19 protein-coding genes are annotated in these 19,234 nt (G+C 74.3%); 7 read left to right on the forward strand and 12 right to left on the reverse strand.

The window, feature by feature from the left end; all coding sequences use genetic code 11:
- Positions 1 to 633: a phosphonate C-P lyase system protein PhnH gene (phnH, locus tag H9X71_RS01560; RefSeq protein WP_191148012.1), complete on the reverse strand. Its 633-nt coding sequence runs from the start codon at positions 631 to 633 to the stop codon at positions 1 to 3.
- A complete protein-coding gene (gene phnG, locus H9X71_RS01565; RefSeq protein ID WP_191148013.1) occupies positions 630 to 1,121 on the reverse strand; it encodes a phosphonate C-P lyase system protein PhnG in 492 nt (163 codons plus the stop codon). The genes phnH and phnG overlap by 4 nt, the downstream gene beginning before the upstream one ends.
- Before the next feature lie 165 nt (positions 1,122 to 1,286).
- Here phnG and phnF point away from each other — a divergent pair, with 165 nt between their 5' ends.
- Positions 1,287 to 2,036, forward strand: coding sequence for a phosphonate metabolism transcriptional regulator PhnF (gene phnF, locus H9X71_RS01570; protein ID WP_191148014.1), 750 nt, complete (start codon positions 1,287 to 1,289; stop codon positions 2,034 to 2,036).
- Here phnF and H9X71_RS01575 read toward each other — a convergent pair.
- Complete coding sequence (locus tag H9X71_RS01575; protein WP_191148015.1) at positions 2,022 to 2,396, reverse strand: ArsR/SmtB family transcription factor; 375 nt, start codon at positions 2,394 to 2,396, stop codon at positions 2,022 to 2,024. The two genes, phnF and H9X71_RS01575, sit on opposite strands and share 15 nt — an antisense overlap.
- A gap of 85 nt (positions 2,397 to 2,481) precedes the next feature.
- Between H9X71_RS01575 and H9X71_RS01580 the strand changes: the two genes are divergently transcribed.
- The 4 genes from H9X71_RS01580 (at position 2,482) to H9X71_RS01595 (ending at position 9,286) form a co-directional block, all read left to right on the forward strand.
- A complete protein-coding gene (locus tag H9X71_RS01580) occupies positions 2,482 to 3,864 on the forward strand; it encodes an NAD(P)-binding domain-containing protein (RefSeq protein ID WP_191148016.1) in 1,383 nt (460 codons plus the stop codon).
- Between the two features lie 18 nt (positions 3,865 to 3,882).
- A complete protein-coding gene (locus H9X71_RS01585; protein ID WP_191148017.1) occupies positions 3,883 to 5,133 on the forward strand; it encodes an MFS transporter in 1,251 nt (416 codons plus the stop codon).
- Between the two features lie 4 nt (positions 5,134 to 5,137).
- Complete coding sequence (locus tag H9X71_RS01590; protein WP_244961704.1) at positions 5,138 to 6,448, forward strand: MFS transporter; 1,311 nt, start codon at positions 5,138 to 5,140, stop codon at positions 6,446 to 6,448.
- A gap of 105 nt (positions 6,449 to 6,553) precedes the next feature.
- A complete protein-coding gene (locus H9X71_RS01595) occupies positions 6,554 to 9,286 on the forward strand; it encodes a phosphoenolpyruvate carboxylase (RefSeq protein WP_191148018.1) in 2,733 nt (910 codons plus the stop codon).
- Positions 9,287 to 9,445: 159 nt separating this feature from the next.
- Here the strand turns inward: H9X71_RS01595 and H9X71_RS01600 are convergent, their stop codons facing one another.
- Entirely contained in the window at positions 9,446 to 10,003 is a 558-nt protein-coding gene (locus H9X71_RS01600) for a TetR/AcrR family transcriptional regulator (protein WP_191148019.1), read from the reverse strand.
- A gap of 52 nt (positions 10,004 to 10,055) precedes the next feature.
- On the opposite strand from H9X71_RS01600, the gene H9X71_RS01605 reads away from it, so the two are divergent.
- The gene (locus H9X71_RS01605; RefSeq protein WP_191148020.1) at positions 10,056 to 10,781 is read left to right on the forward strand and encodes a DUF998 domain-containing protein; all 726 of its coding nucleotides are present in this window, start codon (positions 10,056 to 10,058) and stop codon (positions 10,779 to 10,781) included.
- A 30-nt stretch (positions 10,782 to 10,811) separates the two neighbouring features.
- On the opposite strand, the gene H9X71_RS01610 is transcribed toward H9X71_RS01605, so the two are convergent.
- The gene (locus tag H9X71_RS01610; RefSeq protein ID WP_191148021.1) at positions 10,812 to 11,912 is read right to left on the reverse strand and encodes a threonine aldolase family protein; all 1,101 of its coding nucleotides are present in this window, start codon (positions 11,910 to 11,912) and stop codon (positions 10,812 to 10,814) included.
- A gap of 57 nt (positions 11,913 to 11,969) precedes the next feature.
- Here H9X71_RS01610 and H9X71_RS01615 point away from each other — a divergent pair, with 57 nt between their 5' ends.
- Positions 11,970 to 13,292 carry a DUF2254 domain-containing protein gene (locus tag H9X71_RS01615; protein ID WP_191148022.1) on the forward strand — a complete coding sequence of 441 codons (1,323 nt, stop codon included), beginning with the start codon at positions 11,970 to 11,972 and terminating at the stop codon, positions 13,290 to 13,292.
- Positions 13,293 to 13,338: 46 nt separating this feature from the next.
- Here H9X71_RS01615 and H9X71_RS01620 read toward each other — a convergent pair whose 3' ends face one another.
- From H9X71_RS01620 to H9X71_RS01650, 7 genes are all read right to left on the reverse strand, one after another.
- Entirely contained in the window at positions 13,339 to 13,995 is a 657-nt protein-coding gene (locus tag H9X71_RS01620) for an NUDIX domain-containing protein (protein WP_191148023.1), read from the reverse strand.
- 108 nt (positions 13,996 to 14,103) lie between these two features.
- Entirely contained in the window at positions 14,104 to 15,375 is a 1,272-nt protein-coding gene (locus H9X71_RS01625; RefSeq protein ID WP_191148024.1) for an NAD(P)/FAD-dependent oxidoreductase, read from the reverse strand.
- Between the two features lie 82 nt (positions 15,376 to 15,457).
- Positions 15,458 to 16,054: a septum formation family protein gene (locus H9X71_RS01630; RefSeq protein WP_191148025.1), complete on the reverse strand. Its 597-nt coding sequence runs from the start codon at positions 16,052 to 16,054 to the stop codon at positions 15,458 to 15,460.
- Between the two features lie 82 nt (positions 16,055 to 16,136).
- Complete coding sequence (locus H9X71_RS01635) at positions 16,137 to 16,580, reverse strand: DUF805 domain-containing protein (protein WP_191148026.1); 444 nt, start codon at positions 16,578 to 16,580, stop codon at positions 16,137 to 16,139.
- Positions 16,581 to 16,653: 73 nt separating this feature from the next.
- Entirely contained in the window at positions 16,654 to 17,121 is a 468-nt protein-coding gene (locus H9X71_RS01640) for a hypothetical protein (RefSeq protein WP_191148027.1), read from the reverse strand.
- A complete protein-coding gene (locus tag H9X71_RS01645; RefSeq protein WP_191148028.1) occupies positions 17,118 to 18,254 on the reverse strand; it encodes an ABC transporter permease in 1,137 nt (378 codons plus the stop codon). Before H9X71_RS01645 ends, H9X71_RS01640 begins: the two co-directional genes overlap by 4 nt.
- A complete protein-coding gene (locus H9X71_RS01650; protein ID WP_191148029.1) occupies positions 18,251 to 19,132 on the reverse strand; it encodes an ABC transporter ATP-binding protein in 882 nt (293 codons plus the stop codon). Before H9X71_RS01650 ends, H9X71_RS01645 begins: the two co-directional genes overlap by 4 nt.
- Between the last annotated feature and the right edge of the window lie 102 nt (positions 19,133 to 19,234).

Here is a 19,234-nt window from a genome sequence, read left to right on the forward strand (position 1 = left end):
TCAGGCCTCCGATCGGGGGTCGGCCGCCGTGAGGCGGGTGGTGCGGGGGAGGGCGGCGACGGATCCGGCGTCGACGAGCAGCAGGTCGACGCCGCGCGGGAAGCGCTCGCCGTTGGTCCGCCAGGCGTCGAGGAGGGCGTCGTCGGCCCAGGGGGCGTCGGCGTCGGCGTGGCCGTCGATGCCGGGGCCCTCGGCGCGGATCCGGCGGGGGCCGGCCGCGTCGCGCACGTCGAGGAGGACGGTCGCCGAGCGGTGCGGCTCCTCGTCGGTGCCCGCGGCGAGGGTCGCGAGCGGGGGCAGCGACGACGCGTCGGCGAGCACGAAGTCCGCGTCGGCCGCGTCGCCGACGAGGCGCACGCCGGTGTGGAAGGTGAGCCAGGCGGCGACCTCGGCGTCGGCGGCGCGACGCGGATCCAGCCAGAGCGCGGACTCCTCGTCGAGCACGGTGAGGGCGACGGCCCCGAGCCCCGCGCCGAGCCCGGCGGGCGCCTCGGCCGGGCCGACGAGCGGGTGGACGCGCGTCGGGTGCGCGAGCGCGTCGAGGAGGGCGCGGAACGCGGCCTGGGCGCCGCGGGTCGCGTCGGGGAAGCCGGGGGCGGGAATGCCGGGGGCGCGCCCGGTCGCGGCGGTCACGCGTGCTCCCGGGCGACGGTGAAGAAGTCGACCAGGGTGCTGCGGGCCTCGGCGGCGCGGACGTCGTCCGCCTCCGCCCGGGCGCGCTCGAGCGGCGCGATCACCTCCGCGAGCACGCGGTCGTGCAGGCCGGCGTCGAGGAGCATCCCGTCGAACAGGGCCGCGAGGCGGGCGTGCTCGAGGTCGGATCCGAGGACGTACGAGCTGCCGAGCGCGTCCGCCGACATGGCGGGCCCGTGCAGGCGGAGGGTGGCGCGCGTGACGGTCGCCTCGCCGAGGTTGAAGCGCGCGCCGCCGGCGTCCACGCGGCCGCGGACCATGACGAGTCCGGCCTCGGGTCCGCGGATGTGCTGCACGTCGGGCTTGGGCTCCCACGCCGTCCAGGCGGCGTCGAGCGCGCCCGCGTCGGCGGCCGAGAGGACGCGCATCCAGCGCTGCCGGGCGGCGACGTCCTCCCGTCCGGTCGTGCTCGTCGTGGTCGGTGCCATCGCCGCGATCCCTCCAAGTTGTCTGCTGATCTAGATAACTTGACCCTATCGGGGCAGGCGGCGGCAGGCCATGCCGGCGCGCGACGGGACGGTCGCGGGGAGGTGAACAGGTCGCGAACGCGGGCCCGAGGCGCCGCCGACGCGGCCCGATAGCATCGTGTGGACATGGCGACGCAGAGCAGATCGACGAGCGGGTACTCCGCCTGGCGGCTCATCGCGGAGGAGCTGCGCGCCGAGATCCTGCAGGGCACCGTGCCGGCCGGCGCGAAGCTGCCGTCGGAGAGCGAGCTCGCCGACCGCTTCGAGGTGCACCGCCACACCGTGCGGCAGGCCGTCGCGGCGCTCGCCGGGGACGGCCTCGTCGTCTCCCGGCGCGGCAGCGGCACGTTCGTCACCGCGCACGACGTGATCGTCCACCGCATCGGCCTGCGCACCCGGCTCACCGACAGCCTCGGCGGACGCGGGGCCGCGTCCACGGGGGAGCTGCTGGAGTGGGCCGTCGAGGATCCGCCCGCCGAGGTGGCCGAGCGCCTCGCCCTCGCCGGCCGCCCCGCCCTCCGCCTCGAGACGCTGCGCCTGGTCGACGGCCGCCCGGTCGTCCGCGGCACGTCCTGGCTCGTCGACGAGCTCGTGCCCGGGATCGTCGAGCGCTACGGCCCCGACGGATCCATGACCACGGCCCTCCGCGCGGTCGGCGTCGACGACTACCTGCGCGCCACGACCACCGTCACCGGCCGGCTCGCGACCGCCGCCGAGTCGGCGGAGCTGCAGCTGCCGTCCGGCGCGGTCGTGCTCGTGGTCCGGGCGCTCAACACGCTGCCCGACGGCACGCCGCTTCTCCTCAACGTGACCCGCTTCGCGGCCGACCGCGTCGAGCTCGACGTGGAGCACAGCAGGGCGTCAGCGGAGGGCTGAGCCTCGCGCGGGGCGACCCGTGAGCACGCTCGCCACGGCGTCGAGCGCGCCGGGCACGAGCGCGTACCAGGCCCAGGTGCCGCGCTTCTCGCGGGAGAGGATCCCGGCGTCGACCAGCACGCGGCAGTGGTGCGACACCGTGGGCTGCGACAGCCCGAGCCGCCCCGGCAGGTCGCACGCGCAGAGCTCGCCGGCGTCCGCCGCCGCGACCATCGAGACGATGCGGAGGCGGGCCGGATCCGCGATGGCCTTGAGCGCGCCGGACAGCTGCTCGGCGGCGTCCTGGTCGAGCGCCGCGACGCCGAGGGGCGGGCAGCAATCGGCGACGTCGCGCGCGGGGACGCGGACCGGGGTGCTCATGCCCCCATCCTCGCACGCATCGACATCCATCCATATTGACGTGCGTCGATGTACGGGGCATGCTGGCCCCGACGAAGGAGCAGCCATGACCCCGACCCCCGCCGATCCGCCCCGCGCCGTCGCCGACCGCCTCGTCGGGCTCCCCGTCGCCGTGATCGGCGCCGGGCCCGTGGGCCTCGCCGCCGCCGCGCACCTCCGGGAGCGCGGGCTGCCCGTCGTCGTCCTCGAGGCCGGATCCGACGCGGGCGCCGCCGTGCGCACCTGGGCCCACGTGCGGATGTTCTCGCCCTGGTCGGCCGTCGTCGACGACGCCGCCGCGCGGCTGCTCGCCCCCACCGGCTGGATCCTGCCCGGCGGCGCCGCCCCCACCGGCGCCGAGCTCGTCGAGCGCTACCTGGCCCCGCTCGCCGCGACGCCCGAGCTCGCCGCCGTGATCCGGTACGGCGCCCGCGTCGAGGCCGTGAGCCGCGAGGGCATGGACCGCTCGCGCAGCGCGGGCCGCGCCGACGCCCCCTTCCTCCTCCGCGTGCGCACGCCCGCCGGCGTCGAGCACGTCCGGGCGCGCGCCGTGATCGACGCGTCGGGCACCACCGGCACGCCGAACCCGCTGACCGCGGCGGGGCTGGATCCCACGACCGACCTCGGCGACCGGGTCGCGGGCGCGTTCCCCGACGTGCGCGGCGCGGACCGCGCCCGGTTCGCGGGTCGGCGGGTGCTCGTCGTCGGGGCCGGGCACTCGGCGGCGACCGCGGTCATCGCGCTGGCGCGGCTCGCCGAGGAGGCCGCCGGCACGACCGTCGCCTGGCTGGTCCGCACCCCCCGCGTCGCACGGCTGGCGCCCGACGCCGCCGACGAGCTGGTCGGACGCGGGCAGCTCGGCACGCGGGTCCACCGGCTCGTGGCCGAGGGCCGCGTGGAGCACCTGACGGGCGTCGAGATCGACGACGTGCAGGTCGACGGCGACGGGGTGCGCGTCGCGGGCCGGCGCGGCGGGGAGCCGTTCGCGACGACGGCGGACGTGGTGGTGCAGGCCACCGGATCGCGCCCGGACCTCGCGATGCTCCGCGAGGTGCGCCTCGCGCTCGACGACGTGGTGGAGGCGCCCTGCGCGCTCGCCCCGCTCATCGACCCGCAGCTGCACTCGTGCGGATCCGTCCCGCCGCACGGCGCCGCCGAGCTCGCGCACCCGGAGCCCGGCCTGTTCGTCGCCGGGATGAAGTCGTACGGCCGCGCGCCCACCTTCCTGCTGCTCACCGGGTACGAGCAGGTGCGGTCCATCGTCGCCGAGCTCGCGGGCGACCGGGCCGCGGCCCGCGAGGTGCGGCTGGTCCTGCCGTCGACCGGCGTGTGCTCGACCGACGTCCCCGACGACGACGACGCGGTCCCGTCCTCGCGCGGCCGCGACCTCCTCGCGGTCGGCGCGCCGGCCGCCATCCCCGTCGCGTCCCCCGGCGGGTGCTGCGCGTGACGCGGGAGACGGCCGCGGGTGCGTGAGGCCCGACGCCGCCGGATCCTGCTGGCCGGGCTCTGCGCGTCGCAGGTCGTCTCGTGGGGTGTCCTCTACTACGCGTTCCCCGCGGTCAGCGCGACGGTGGCCGCCGACACCGGGTGGTCGCTCGGCGCCGTGACGACCGCGTTCTCGGTCGGCCTCGTGCTCTCCGCGATCGCGGGCGTGCCCGTCGGCCGCCTCCTCGACCGCGTCGGTGCGCGCTCCGTGATGACCGCCGGCACGCTCGGCGGGGCGCTCGGCCTCGTCGCGGTGGCGCTCGCGCCCACGCTGCCCTGGCTCGTGGCCGCGTGGTGCGTCACGGGGATCGCCCAGTCCGCGACGCTCTACCAGGCCGCGTTCGCCGTGATCATCCGCACCTCGGGGGAGCACCGCACGCGGGGCCTCACGATCCTCACGCTGGCGGCCGGCCTCGCCTCGACGGTCTTCGCGCCCGTCGCCGCCGCCCTCACCGACGCCGCGGGGTGGCGGGCGGCGCTCGTCGTGCTGGCGGGGATCCTCGTGGCGACCGTGACGCCGATCCACCTGCTGGTCGTGCCCGCGCGCTGGCCGGACGAGGCCGCTCCCGCCCCGGGGTCCGACGCGGGCGGGCGGGTGCGCGACATCGTGCGGTCGGCGCCATTCGTGCGCGCGCAGGCCGGCATGACCCTCCTCACGCTCGCGCTCTACGGCGCCACCCTCACCCTCGTGCCGCTGCTCCTCGCCCAGGGCTACGACACGGCCACCGCCGTGGTCGCCTTCGGACTCGTCGGCGTGGGGCAGGTGGCGGGCCGTATCCTGTTCGCGTCCGGGAGCTGGAGCCCGGGGCGGGCAGGGCTCGCGGTGGGCGCCGCGACGGTCGTCGCGCTCGTGGGCCTCGCGCTCCTGCCGCGGCCGTTCCCGGCGCTCGTGGTCGTGGTCCTCCTGGCGGGCGCGGCGCGCGGGGCCCTCACGCTCGTGCAGGCGTCGATCGTGGTCGACCGCTGGGGCACCGCGCGGCTCGGCCAGCTGAGCGGCGCGTTCGCCGTGCCGGTCACGGGCGCGGCCGCCGTGGCGCCGGCGCTCGGAGCATGGCTGCTCACGAGCGTCGGGGGCACGGCGGGCACCCTGCTGCTGGCCGGGCTCGCGGCGCTCGGCCTGGCGGTCACGGCGCTCGTCCCGGGCCGGGCCGACGCTGCGGGCGCCGCGCCGGACGGCCCCGCCACGACCGCGCCCGCGGCCCCGACGCGCCTCCGACCGGACGTACGCTGAACCCATGCGGTCCTTCCGACGTGCGGGATCCGCACGCACCCCCGAGCCCGGCGACGGCGCGACGTCCGACGCCCGCGCACCCCAGCCCGGCGACGGATCCATGCCCGACACCCGCGGCCCCGCCCGCGCCCCGCGCGCGAAGCTCCCGCGCGACGTGCTCGTCCTCGGCATCATCGCCTTCTTCGTGATGGTCGGCTTCGGCGTGGTCGTGCCCGTGCTCCCCGTCTACGCCCGCAGCTTCGGCGTCGGCAGCTTCGAGATCGGCGCGGTCATCTCGGCGTTCGCGCTCATGCGGCTCGTGATGAGCCCGTTCGTCGCCCGGATCATGGACTGGACGGGCGAGCGCACCGTGCTCGCCATCGGCCTCGCGATCGTCGCCCTCTCCTCCGGCCTCGCGGGCCTCGCGCAGGACTACCTGCAGCTCCTGCTCCTCCGCGGCGCGGGCGGCATCGGCTCGGCGATGTTCTCGGTCGCGGCCATGACGCTGCTGCTCGGCTCGACGGATCCCACCCGCCGCGCCCGCGCGATCGGCTTCTACCAGGGCGGATTCCTCATCGGCGGCATGGCCGGGCCGGCGCTCGGCGCCGTGCTCGCGACCGTCTCGCTCACCGCTCCCTTCTTCTTCTACGCGGCGACCCTCGCGGTCGCGAGCGTCATCGGGCTCCTGCTGCTGTCGAAGCGCACGGGCCCGGCGGATGCGACCGGCCCCGTTGAGCCGCCGCGCCCCTTCGCCGAGGTGCTCCGCGACACCCGCTACCGTGGCGCGCTGCTCGCGAACCTCGGCAACGGATGGGCGTCCATGGGCGTCCGCAGCTCGCTGATCCCGCTGCTCGTGGTCGAGGTGATCCGCGCGCCCGCCGCCTCCACCGGCATCGCGTTCGCCTGCGCCGCCGTGGTGCAGGCGCTCGCGCTCGCACCGGCCGCGCGGTTCGTCGACACGGTCGGGCGCCGGCCGGCGATCATCGGGTCGTTCGCCGTCGCGGGCGTGCTGATGGTCGCGATCCCGTTCGCGCCGAACGTCGTCGTCCTCACGATCCTTCTCTGCCTTTTCGGCGCGGCCGCGTCGTTCATGGGCACGGCGCCGGGTGCCGCGGTGGGCGACGCCGCGGGCGGCCGCAGCGGTCGCCCCGTGGCCGTGTTCTCGATGGTGTCGGACCTCGGCGCCATCGTCGGCCCGCTCGTCGCCGGGTACCTCGCCGACGCGGTGTCGTTCCCCGTCGCGTTCGCGACCGGCGCCGTGCTGCTGCTGGCCGCCTCCGCGTACGCGCTGCTGCGCATGCCGCGCGACGAGCGCATCACCGCGCCCGCCGCCTGATCCCGCACCCGCGCCGTCCCTCCACAGCGGGATCGGTCGCGGGAGCGGGCGCCACCGGGCGTCATGCGCAGGATGGGGCCCCGGGCGTTCCGTATCCTCGTCTCCGTGACGACTCCCCCGAAGAAGCCGCTTCCCCTCGAGCACGACTCCACCCGCGACGGCACGCGCGACGCCGTCGAGCCCGCGCTCCGCTCCGACGTGAGCCACCTGGGCGGCCTGCTCGGCCGGGTGCTCCGCGAGTCCGGCGGGGAGGAGCTGCTGCGCGACGTCGAGCGCCTCCGCGAGCTCGTCATCGACGCGTACGAGAGCGCGCGCGACGCCTCCATCGACGACGCCGAGCGGCTCGTCGCCACCTTCACGCCGGAGCGCGCCGAGCAGGTCGCCCGCGCGTTCACCTGCTACTTCCACCTGGCGAACCTCGCCGAGGAGCACCACCGCGTGCGCGTCCTCCGCGAGCGCGAGGCGGCGTCGGGCTTCGTGCCCGACTCCATCCCGGATGCGGTGGGCAAGCTCACCGAGGAGCTCGGCCGCGAGGAGGCCATGCGCCGCCTCGGCGAGATGCGCTTCCACCCGGTGCTCACGGCCCACCCCACCGAGGCGCGGCGCCGCGCCGTGGCCACGGGCATCCGCCGCATCGGCGACCTGCTCACCGAGCGCGACGGCGCGATGGCCGGCACGCTCACGGGCCAGGACGTCGACCGGCGCCTGCTCGAGGAGATCGACGGCCTGTGGCGCACGTCCCCGCTGCGCACCACCCGCCCCACCCCGCTCGACGAGGTGCGCACGGCCATGGGCGTCTTCGACCAGACGCTGTTCGAGGTCGTGCCGCGCGTCTACCGCCTGCTCGACGACTGGCTGCTCGGCGAGGAGGCCGGCGTGCGCGAGGCGGTGGCGCCCGCCTTCTTCCGGCTCGGCAACTGGATCGCGGCGGACCGCGACGGCAACCCGTACGTCACCGCGGCGGTCACCGAGGAGGCCGCGGGCATCGCCAGCGAGCACATCCTGCTGGGCCTCGAGCGCGTCGCGCTCCGGGTCGGCCGATCCCTCACCCTCGGCGACGCCGACACCCCGCCGAGCCCGGAGCTCCGGGAGCTCGCCGCCGCGCAGGACGCGCTCGCGCCGCATCTCACCGCGCGCATCGGCACGCGCGCCCCGGCGGAGCTGCACCGCCGCGTGCTGCTCGTCATCGCCGGCCGCCTCGCCGCCACGCGCGAGCGCCACGACGATCCCATCGCGTACCCGTCGGCCGCCGAGCTGCTGGCCGACCTGCGCGTGCTGCAGGGGTCGCTGCGCGGGGCCGGCGCCCACCGCATCGCGGGCGGCGAGCTCCAGGGCCTCATCTGGCAGGCGGAGACCTTCGGCTTCCACCTCGCGGAGATGGAGGTGCGCCAGCACTCGCAGGTGCACCGCGAGGCGCTGCGCGAGGTGCTGGCCGTGGCCGCGGCGGACGCGTCCGGCGACCGGGCCCCCGAGCTCGCGCCCATGACGGTCGAGGTGCTCGACGTGTTCCGCACGCTCGCCCGCCTCCAGGAGCGGCACGGCGTCGCGCCCTTCTCCCGCTTCATCGTCTCGTTCACGCAGTCGGCCGACGACATCCGCACCGTGCACGAGCTGGCCGCGCTGGCCCTCGGCTCCGCGGAGGCCGCGCCCGTGCTCGACGTCATCCCGCTCTTCGAGACGTTCGCCGACCTCCAGGCGAGCACGGAGATCCTCGACGGCATGATCCGGCTGCCCCAGGTCGAGGCGCGCCTCGCCGCCACGGGTCGCGAGCTCGAGGTCATGCTCGGCTACTCCGACTCCTCGAAGGACGTCGGGCCGGTCTCCGCGACCTTCGCGCTGTTCGACGCGCAGGCCCGCATCGCCGCCTGGGCGCGCGAGAACGACATCGAGCTCACGCTCTTCCACGGCCGCGGCGGTGCCCTCGGCCGCGGCGGCGGGCCGGCCGACCGCGCCGTGCGGGCCCAGCCGCCGGGATCCGTCGACGGCCGCTTCAAGCTCACCGAGCAGGGCGAGGTGATCTTCGCCCACTACGGCGACAAGCGCATCGCCGCCCGGCACATCGAGCAGATGGCCGCGGCCACGCTGCTGGCGTCCGCGCCCTCGAACGAGGAGCGCAACGCCGAGGCGGCCGAGGGATCCGCCGAGATGGTCCGCGTCATGGACGAGGCCTCGCGCGCCCGCTTCTTCGAGCTCGTGAAGGCGCCCGGCTTCGCGCCGTGGTTCGCGCAGGTCACGCCCATGGAGGAGATCGGCCTGCTGGCGCTGGGATCCCGGCCCGCCCGCCGCGGGCTGTCGGTCGAGTCCCTCGAGGACCTGCGGGCGATCCCGTGGGTGTTCGCGTGGACGCAGGCGCGCATCAACCTCACCGGCTGGTTCGGCCTGGGATCCGCGCTGGCCGCGGTCGGCGACGAGGCCGTGCTCCGCAAGGCGTACGACGAGTGGCCGCTGTTCACGTCGATGATCGACAACGTCGAGATGTCGCTCGCCAAGACCGACGGCCGCCTCGCGGAGCGCTACCTCGCGCTCGGCGACCGCCCGGATCTCGCGGCGCTCGTCACGGAGGAGATGGAGCTCACCCGCGAGTGGGTGCGCACGGCCACCGGCCGCGGCGAGATCCTCGAGGGCCGGCCGGTGCTGCGCCGCGCGGTGCGCCTCCGGAGCCCGTACGTCGACGCCCTGTCGCTGCTGCAGCTGCGTGCCCTGCGTGCGCTGCGCACGTCGGCGTCCGATGCGGTAGGCCGGGGCGCTCCCGGCCAGGCCGACCCGACGGATCCGGACCACCGGCTCCTGCTCCTCACGGTCAACGGCATCGCGGCGGGGCTGCAGAACACGGGGTGACTGGCGTGCGGGCGCAGGGGTCGCATCCCAGGGGCCCCTGTCCGCCGGGTAGCTCGAGAAAGACACTGAAGACCACGGAGACGAGGGCGGGGTGTGGCCGTCTATTTGTCCTTTCTCGAGTCCCTTGTGATGCGAGAGGAGTTGGTGGTCGGGGTCGGCTCACGCTTTAAAGCGGTCGAGGAAGGCGCCGATGATGTCACCTGCCCGCGTGGCGGTCATGCGCTCGGTCTCCGTCGCGCGTGCGATGGCGATCCCGTCGAGCAGGGCCATGAGGGCCGCCGCGTCATTCTCGCCGAGGAGGGGGTTGACCTGCTGCAACAGGGTCGTGAGTCCTCGTTCCATCGTCAGCCAGGCGTCTCGATGGGCTCGGGCCACGGCCTCGCTGGTGGCGGCCTTCGAAGCGAACGCCAACCAGACGACGGAAGCTATGCGGGATTCGTCGTCGACCCCGCCCAATATCCGACTGACGGCTGCCAGGTTCGCCAACGGTGTCGCGGCCAGGTCCGTGGCGGCCATCACCCGTTCGATGAACCGCCGGCCCACCTCATCCATGGCCGCCATGAGCAGGTCGTCCTTGGTGTGGTGGTGGTGTTGAACGGCCCCGATGGACACGCCGGCCCGCTTGGCGACGTTGCGGATGCTGACACCCTCGATGCCCTCTGAGGTGAGGATCTCCTCCACCGCAGTGAGGATGCCCTCGGCGGTCGATCCGGTCATCCGTCGAGGCTACCCGCCCGCCAACAATACAGTCGTATTGTATGGTCGCTGCATGACACGCATCAGATGGGGCGCCACGCTCTGGGTCCTCGGCTTGGTCGCCTTTCCCGCGCAGATCGTGGCCGCAGCCATGTGGCCTCGCACCTATTCGTGGCGCACGAACTTCATCAGCGACCTCGGCGTCACGGCCTGCGAGATGTTCGATGTCGGGACCCGGGTGGAGCGCTACATCTGCTCTCCGGCTCATGCCCTCGCGAACGGATCGACGATCGTGAACGGCCTCCTCTTGACTGCTGGTGCCGTGCTGCTGTGGTCGGCGTGGCCGCGAAGGCGTACGGGGAGGCTGGCCATGGCGCTGCTGATGGTCGGGGGCTTGCTGGTCGCGCTCGTGGGGTTCCTGCCCTGGGACGTCTACCCGGAGCATCACGATGCCGTGGCGCTCGCGCAGGCGGCAGCACAGTGGGTAGGAATGATCGTTCTCGTCTTCGCCCTGCGTGGCGCCGGTGCGTTCCGGGGCGCAGCAGTCCTGACAGCCGTGAGCGTTGTCGTGTCCATTTCCGGCTTCGTGCTGTTCATCGACGCGATCGATGGCGGTCCCTCGTTCGTGCTCGGCCTGGGAATCACGGAGCGGATCGCTTTCGACACCCTCGCTGTCTGGGGTGCGGTGATGGGTGTCATCGTGCTCAAGTCACCACCCGCGGCACGAGCGAATTCCCTCTCTGTCTCTGGAAAGCACCTCAGCGCGATAGCGGACGCCCATCGGGCACGACCTCGATAGAGGAACTGACTCGTTGGGTAGCGGTGCGTCCTACCCCGCCCCGACCTCCCGGCGGATGGCCGCCGCGAACCGGTCGATGTCGTCCTCGGTGGTGTCGAACGAGCACATCCAGCGCACCTCGCGGCGGGCCGGGTCCCAGTCGTAGAAGCGGAACTCGGAGCGGAGGCGGTCGGCGACGCCCTCGGGGAGGATCGCGAAGAGGCCGTTCGCCTGCGTCTCCTGCGTGAACTCGACGCCGTCCACGCCGTCGAGCGCGGACCGGAGGCGCGCGGCCATGCCGTTGGCGTGGCGCGCGGAGCGGAGGTAGAGCGGCACGCCGTCGACCTCGGATCCGAGGAGCGCCAGCAGCTGCGCGCTCACGAACCGCATCTTGGAGGCGAGCTGCATGTTGAGCTTGCGGAGGTAGGTCAGCCCCTCGGACGCCTCGGGGTCGAGCACCACGATCGCCTCGCCGTAGAGCAGGCCGTTCTTGGTGCCGCCGAAGCTGACCACGTCGACGCCGGCATCCGACGTGAAGGCGCGGAAGGGCGCATCCAGCGTGGCGGCCGCGTTGGAGAGGCGGGCGCCGTCCATGTGCAGGCGCATGCCGCGCTCGTGCGCGTGGTCGGCGATCGCCCGCACCTCGGCCGGCGTGTAGACCGTGCCGAGCTCGGTGGTCTGCGTGATGCTCACGGCGAGCGGCTGCGCGCGGTGCTCGTCGCCCCAGCCCCACGCCTCGCGGTCGATGAGCTCGGGCGTGAGCTTGCCGTCCTCGGTCGGCACCTGCAGGAGCTTGATGCCGGCGACGCGCTCGGGGGCGCCGCCCTCGTCGGTGTTGATGTGCGCCGTGGTCGCGCAGACGACCGCGCCCCAGCGCGGCAGCATCGAGAGGATGCCGGTGACGTTCGCGCCCGTGCCGTTGAAGACGGGGAACGCCTCGGCGCCGCGGCCGAAGTGCTCGCCGACGACCTCCTGCAGGCGGGCCGTGTAGGCGTCGCCGCCGTACGCGACCTGGTGCCCGCCGTTCGCCGCGGCGATGGCCTCGAGCACCTCGGGGTGGATGCCGGAGTAGTTGTCGGAGGCGAACCCCCGGGCGGCGGTGTCGTGGAGCTGGAGGGGGCTGGCGGGGGAGGCGGCGGTGGCGTCGGTCACCTGTCCATCCTCGCCTACCGGCCGTCCCGCCCGTGCGCGTGCACCTAGCCTTCGAGCATGCGATCCCGGCTGCTCCACGCCCGCGAGTCCTTCTGGCTCCTGCCCGCGCTCCTCGGCCTCGGCGCCGTGCTCCTCGCGCTCGGCCTCGTGGAGGTCGACCGGCTGCTCATCGCGTCCGGCATCGACGACATCCCGCTGGTCGAGGACCTCTCGGCGACCGGCGGCCGGGCGATCCTGTCCGCGATCGGCGGCACCATGCTCGGCGTCGCGGCGACCTCCTTCTCCATCACGATCTCGGTGCTCGCCACCACCTCATCGGCCTACGGCCCTCGCCTGGTGCGGAACTTCATGGCCGACCGCGGCAACCAGGTGGTCCTGGCCGTGCTCACGTCGACGTTCCTGTACGCGCTCATCGTGCTGCGCTCCATCCACACGGAGGAGGACGGCGTGGTCGGCTTCGTGCCGGTGCTCGCCGTGAGCGCAGCCGTGCTGCTGGCGGTCGCGGACGTCGCGGTCCTCGTGTACTTCATCCACCACATCGCGATGTCGGTGCAGGTGACCACGCTGCAGACGCGCGTGCTCGCCGACCTCGAGCGCGTGATCGACGAGACGCGGCCGGAGCGGGAGGCGGACGCGGACGGCGCGCCCTGGCGGGGCGATGCGACGTCCGTCGGTCCGGCGCTCGACGGCCCGGTGCGGGTCGTGCGCGCGACGTCGACCGGGTACGTCGCGGGGATCGACCTGGCTGCCCTCGTCGCGGAGGCCCGTCGCCGGGGCGCGCGGCACCGGGTGGTCGCTCGGCCGGGGACGCACGTGGTGGACGGGGACCCGCTCGTCGAGGTCGTGGGCGGCGACCTGGACGCGGACGAGGCGGTCGCCCGGCTCGCCTTCGACCTGCAGCCCGCTCGCACCCCGCACCAGGACATCGACTACGCGGTGCAGCAGATGGTGGAGATCGGCGTGCGCGGCCTCGCGTCCGGCACGAACGACCCGTACACGGCTGTCGGCGCGCTGGACGCCCTGTCCGGCGCGCTGCGGACGCTCTGCCTCCGGCCGACGCCCGAGGTGGACGTGCACCGGGACGGCGACGGCGTGCCGCGGGTGGAGATCCGCTGGCCACGGCCGGCCGCGCTCGTGTCGGAGGCGTTCCTCGCGATCCGCGCCTACGGGGTGGGGCATGCGCTCGTGATGCGCGCGACGCTCCGCCTCGCCGCGCGCCTCGAAGCGGTCGCGGACGACGAGGTGCGCGCGACGCTGCACCGCGAGGTGCGGGCGCTCGCGGCGTCGTACGAGCGGACGGATCCGGAGCCGGTGGACGCGGATCCGCTGCGGGAGCGGCTCGCCGGGCTCGAGGAGCGGTTGGCGGGCGCGCGCGGCTGACCGTAACCCGATCGGGTGCGCTCGTCCGCGGCGTCGGGTCCGGCGCCTACGCCGGGAACCCGTGCAGCGCGACGTGCTGGAGCAGGATCACCGTCTTGCCGTCGGCGATGCGGCCGTCGACGACCATCGCGAGCGCCTCCTCGAGCGTCACCTCGATCCGCTCGATGTCCTCGCCCTCCTCGGCCACGCCGCCGCCCGCGCCCACGACGTCGGCGGGCGCGTACGCGGCGAGGTAGTGGTGCACGCGCTCGGTCACGGACCCGGGGCTCATGAACAGGTCGAACAGGTGCGTGAGCGCGACGACCTCGACGCCCAGCTCCTCGCGGGCCTCGCGGCGGATCGCGTCTTCGGGGGAGTCCTCGTCGAGGAGGCCGGCCGCCGCCTCGACGAGCATGCCGTCGGGGTGCCCGTTCACGTAGGCGGGGTAGCGGAACTGGCGGGTGAGGAGGATCCGATGGGTGTCGGCCGCGTAGAGGAGCACGGTCGCGCCGTCGCCCCGGTCGTACGTCTCGCGCTGCTGCTCCTGCCAGGACCCGTCGCGGAGGCGCAGGTCGAGCGTGGTCCGTCGGAGCACGTGCCAGCCGTCGGAGGTGACCTCGACGCGCTTCACGACCACGTCCGGGTTGCGGTCGAGGTCCGCCCCGCGGAGGTGGAGGCCGGTGCGGCCCCGCGAGTCGGGCACGGTCTCACCGGGGCGCGTCATGCCGCCATCCTCCCGGGACGGCCGGCCGCGGCGCGTCCGCCGGAGGGCGGAGCCGGATCCGGACCCGGACCCGGACCCGGACCCGGATCCGGGTCCGCACGGCGTCGATCAGGCGCGGCCCTGCAGGATCAGGTTCCAGTAGACCCACGGCAGCAGGTAGCGGTCGGCGACGAACGTCATGCGCCGCTCCTTGGCGAGGCCCTTCCAGCCGGGGATGGAGGGCTTCGGGCGGTAGCGGTCGTCGAACTCGGCGAACACCACGGTCGAGCGGGAGACCACGAACGGGCACACCGAGTACCCGTCGTACGTCTGCGGCAGCGGCTTGCCCGTGAGCGCCGCGACGAGGTTCTTCGCGACCGTGGTGGTCTGCTGGCGGAGGGCGCCGCCGGACTTCGAGTTCGTGGTGGCGGCGGCGTCGCCGAGCGCCCACACGTCGGGGAAGCGCGGGTGGCGGAGGGTGAGCGGATCCACCTCCACGAAGCCGCCCGGGTCGCCCGGGGTGGCGAGGCCGGTGCCCGCGAGCCAGTCGGGCGCGGACTGCGGCGGCACCGCGTGCAGCACGTCGTAGGCGATGGTCTCGCGGCCGGCGTCGCCCTGGTCGTCGGCGCGCGCCGCCCGGTCCGGCCCGACGAGCGCGCGGGCGCGGTCGTCGCCCGCGATGACGACGGTGCGGGCGACCGGATCCACCTCGACGAGCTCGCGGCCGTACCGCACCTCGATGCCGTACTCGGCGACCTTGCGCTCGAGCTCCGCGTCGATGAGCGGCATGCCGAAGCGCGTGGGCGTCGGCACCACGAGCACCACGCGGATGTCGTCGAGCACGCCCGTCGCGCGCCAGTGGTCGCACGCCAGGTACATGGGCTTCTGCGACGCGCCCGAGCAGGTGCCCGGCCCGCCCGGCTGCGTGAAGACGACCGTGCCGGAGCGCACGTCGCGCAGCACCTTCGAGGCCTTCGCGGCGTAGTGGTGCTCGTAGTTGGAGATGCCGACGGGCGAGGCCATGGCGTCGGCGAGGCCGGGCACCTGGTCCCAGTCCTTCTGGATGCCGGGGCACACGATGAGCTGGCCGTAGCCGACGCGCCGTCCGGACGCGAGCTCCACGGTCTTGGCCTGCGGGTCGATGCCGGCGACGCGGTCCTGGATCCACGTGACGCCCTTCGGCGTGACGGAGCCCTGCGGCCGCGTGGCCTGCGACGCCCGCGCCGTGCCGCCCGCGACGTGCGAGAACATCGGCTGGTAGTAGTGCGTGTCGCGCGGCTCGATGACCGCCACGTCGTCGACGCCGTACCGCCGGAGGCGCCCCGCGACCGAGAGCCCCGCGTTCCCCCCGCCGATGACGAGGACGTCGTGGTGCGGGGTGGAGCCGGGGGCATCGGTCATGGGCTCACCCTAGGTCCGGGGTGTTACGCGCGGCCGGGCGGGCGGATGGACGTGCGGGCGTGCGCAGCGCGGCCCGGCGGCGCTACCGCCCGATGCCGGCGAGCGAGCCCACCGTCCTGCCCGCGGGATCCCCGATGAGGCAGTTCGCGGTGCGGTCGCCGGTGCTCCAGCTGGCGCTGGTCGGCTGGTAGTCCCGGTAGTCGTAGATGGAGTCCTCGTAGTCGTCCCCGACGAAGGACGCGTAGGCCGCGCCGCACAGCTCGTCGGCCTGGTCGTCGACGGCGTCGTCGCCGGGGAACGCGCCGTCGCCCGTGATCGTGACGTCGGCGTAGACCTCGAAGTCGTGCGGCTCGGCGCAGGGCACGGTCGGCACGTCGCCGACCGGGTGGGAGTCGGATCCGTCGTCATCGCTGCCCACGGGATGCGCGTCGGCAGAGCTCGAGGTCGCCGGAGCGTCGTCGGAGGGGGCGGCCAGCGCCGGGTCGTCGAGGCAGTCGCCCGGGCGCAGCGTGAAGACGCCGGTCGTGCCGCCCGCCGTGATGGCCCCCTTCGCGTCCCGCGTCTCGGCGTGCGGGATCAGGTCGGCCAGCTGCTGCGGCGAGCACCCGCTGAGCGCCAAGGCGACGAGGGCGGCCGCGAGCGCGGTGGGCAGGGCGGAGCGGCGGGCGGCGACGGCCATGGTGTCCTCGGGTCGGGGAGCGGATCGCGCTCACCGTAGTGGGGGGCGCCGTCGCCGCGCGCGGATCCTCCCGGACCCGGCGTCAGTCGAAGCGGGCGCCGGACGGGCGGGACCGGCTGGCGGTCATGACCACGTAGACGACCTGCCCGAGGATCGGGATGAAGTTGATGAGCGTCCACGTGCCGCTGCGATCGGTGTCGTGCAGGCGCCGCCAGGAGACGGCGAGGGACGGGATGAACACCGCCAGCTCGAGCACCGCGGAGATCCCGCTCCAGACGTCGACGACGGCGAAGCGGCCGCCGACGTCCATCGGGTCGCGTCCGCCCGTGGAGAGGCCGCTCAGGACGTCGAGGGCGTTCGAGGCGAGGAACCCCGTGAGGACCCACCACCAGAACTCGCTCCGGCTCGCCCGCCCGCGGAACGTCGCGTACTTGAGGAAGAAGCGCCGCATCGCCTCGGCCCAGCTGGCGCCGGGGAGCGGCAGCTCGAGCGGCGGGCGGGATCCGGGCGTCATCGCGGCGGTCATGCGTCGACCGTAGCGGTGCCCGGCCGGATCCGCAGGGGGAGCGGATGCGGCCGGGCGGCCCGCCCTCCGCGCCTCACAGCACCGCGACCCCGAGCGCCGCGAGCGCGCCGAACCCGACACCCCAGACGACGATCGCGATCGTCTCCCAGATGAGCACCGTGCGGGCCCGGGCCCCGAAGGAGACCATCGCGGCCGACGTGAAGTGCGTCGGCAGCAGCAGCGGCCCGAGGAGGCTGACGCCCGGCACGCCGTAGCGGTCGAACGTGCGGCGCACCTTCATCCGCTTCGGCGTCTCCTCCTTCGCGCTGTCCCGCGTGAGACGGCTGCGGGTGCGCGAGGCGACCAGCACGATCAGCGCCACGACGGCGGTGTTGCCCACCACCGCCGCGAGCACGGCGACGACCGCGTGCTGCCCGGTGAGCACGCCCAGCACGGCGGCGAGCTCGACCTCGACGAACGGGACCATGGCCGCGACCATGACGCCGAACCAGCGGAGCACCTCGGGGAGGCCGGCCGTGAAGTCCTGCAGCGCGTCGATCATCCCTTCAGCGCCTCGCGCAGCTTCACGCGGCTGCCGGTGCGGAGCAGCGAGTTGCTGTAGATGCGGGAGCCGAGGACGACCACCGCGGCCGTCGTCACGAGGAGCACGAGGAGCGAGACGACGGGCTCCCACCACTCGGCGGATCCGAGGAACAGGCGCATCGGCATGCCCACCGGAGCGGCGAACGGCACGTACGACGTCACCGCGAGCACGACGGGGTTGTCGTTGAAGAAGATGACCGCGAAGTACGGGATCATCACGAGGTACGTCACGGGTGCGGTCACCGCGCCCACGTCCTCCTGGCGGGAGACGAGCGCCGCGGTCGCCGCGAAGAGCGAGGCCAGCAGCACGAAGCCGAACAGGAAGAACACGACGAACCAGAGCACCGCCGGGCCGATGACGGCGAACAGGTCGGTCTGACCGGTCACCAGGAGCCCGAGGCCCGCCATCAGGGCGATGAGCGCGATCTGCGCGAACGCCAGGATGCTGTTGCCGAGCACCTTGCCCGCGAGCAGCGCGCGCACCGGGATCGTGGACATGAGCAGCTCCACCACGCGGGTCTGCTTCTCCTCCACCACGCTCTGCGCGATGATCATGCCGAACGTCAGCGCGGACATGAAGAAGACGAGCCCGAACGCGAGCGCCACGATGTAGGCGATGGCGGGGTTGGTCGCGGACTCCTGCAGGAGCTCCACGCGGGGCGTCTCGGTGAGGGCGCTCACGACGTCGTCCGGTGCGGAGTCGTCGCCGATCACGACGACGCGCCCCTCGGCGGCGGCCTGGTCGTCGGGGACGACCGCCGCGTCCACGTCGCCGTCGCGCACCATCGCGCGGGCGTCGTCGACGCTGTCGGCGGGCACGCCCTCGAGCGACCCGGCGGCGGAGACGGCCTGCTGCGCGGCGCCGACCACGGCGACGCGCGTGCGGTCGCCGCCGTCGTCGTTCGCGGAGAGGAAGCCGGTGACGACGATGGAGGCGAGGATCCCGAGCAGCAGGATCGCCGTGCTGATGAGGAACGACTTGCTGCGCAGGCGCATGCGCACCTCGCGGCCGGTCACGAGCATCGTGGACTGGACGAGGGTCGGGGCCGGGCCCCGGGTCGTGGCGCGCGCGGCGCCGGTGGTGGTGCTCACTGGACTACCTCCTGGAAGATCTCGCTGAGGGTGGGGCGGCGACGGGAGAAGCCCGTGACGGATCCGCGGGAGACGGCCTCCGCGAGCACGCGCTGGCGCGCCTCCTCGTCGGCCTCGAAGAGCACGTAGCCGCCGTCGAACTCGACGACCTCGACGCCGGGCACGTCGCGCACCCAGCCGCCGTCGCCGTCGATCACGAGCTCCGTGAGGGGGCGGCTGTGCTGGTCGCGCAGCTCCTCGCGGTCGCCGGACGCGCGGATCCTGCCCTCGGCGATGACGACCACGTCGTCGCAGAGGCGCTCCACGATGTCGAGCTGGTGCGAGGAGAAGAGGACGGGCACGCCCTGCGCGGCGCGCTCGGTGAGGACGCCGAGCACGGTCTCGACCGCGATCGGGTCGAGGCCCGAGAACGGCTCGTCGAGCACGAGCACCTCGGGGTCGTGCACGAGGCTCGCGGCGATCTGCGCGCGCTGCTGGTTGCCGAGCGAGAGCGACTCGATGGGGTCGTTCCGCCGCTCCGCGAGGCTGAGGCGGTCGAGCAGGCGCTCGGTGCTGGCGGTCGCGTCGGCGGCGGTCATGCCGTGCAGGCGGCCGAGGTAGACGATCTGCTCCTGCAGCTTCATCTTCGGGTAGAGCCCGCGCTCCTCGGGCATGTAGCCGAAGGTGCGGCGGCTGGACGTGCCGAGATCGTTCCCGTCCAGCGTCACGGTGCCGGAGTCGGGCGAGAGCACGCCGAGCATGATCCGCATGGTGGTGGTCTTGCCGGCGCCGTTGCCGCCGACGAAGCCGGTCAGCCTCCCCGGCCGCACGGCGAAGGACACGTCGTCGAGGACGCGGCGGTCCCCGAACGATCGCGTGACGTTGTGGACTTCGAGCACGGAGGGCCTCCTCGGTGGGCGTGGGTGATCCGTGCTGCTCACGCTAGGAGGACGGCGGCGCGGGGGAGTCCGCCATGAGGGGGAACCCCGTGGGGGACGAGA

The sequence above is a fragment of the Clavibacter zhangzhiyongii genome (assembly GCF_014775655.1).
Lineage (GTDB): Bacteria > Actinomycetota > Actinomycetes > Actinomycetales > Microbacteriaceae > Clavibacter > Clavibacter zhangzhiyongii.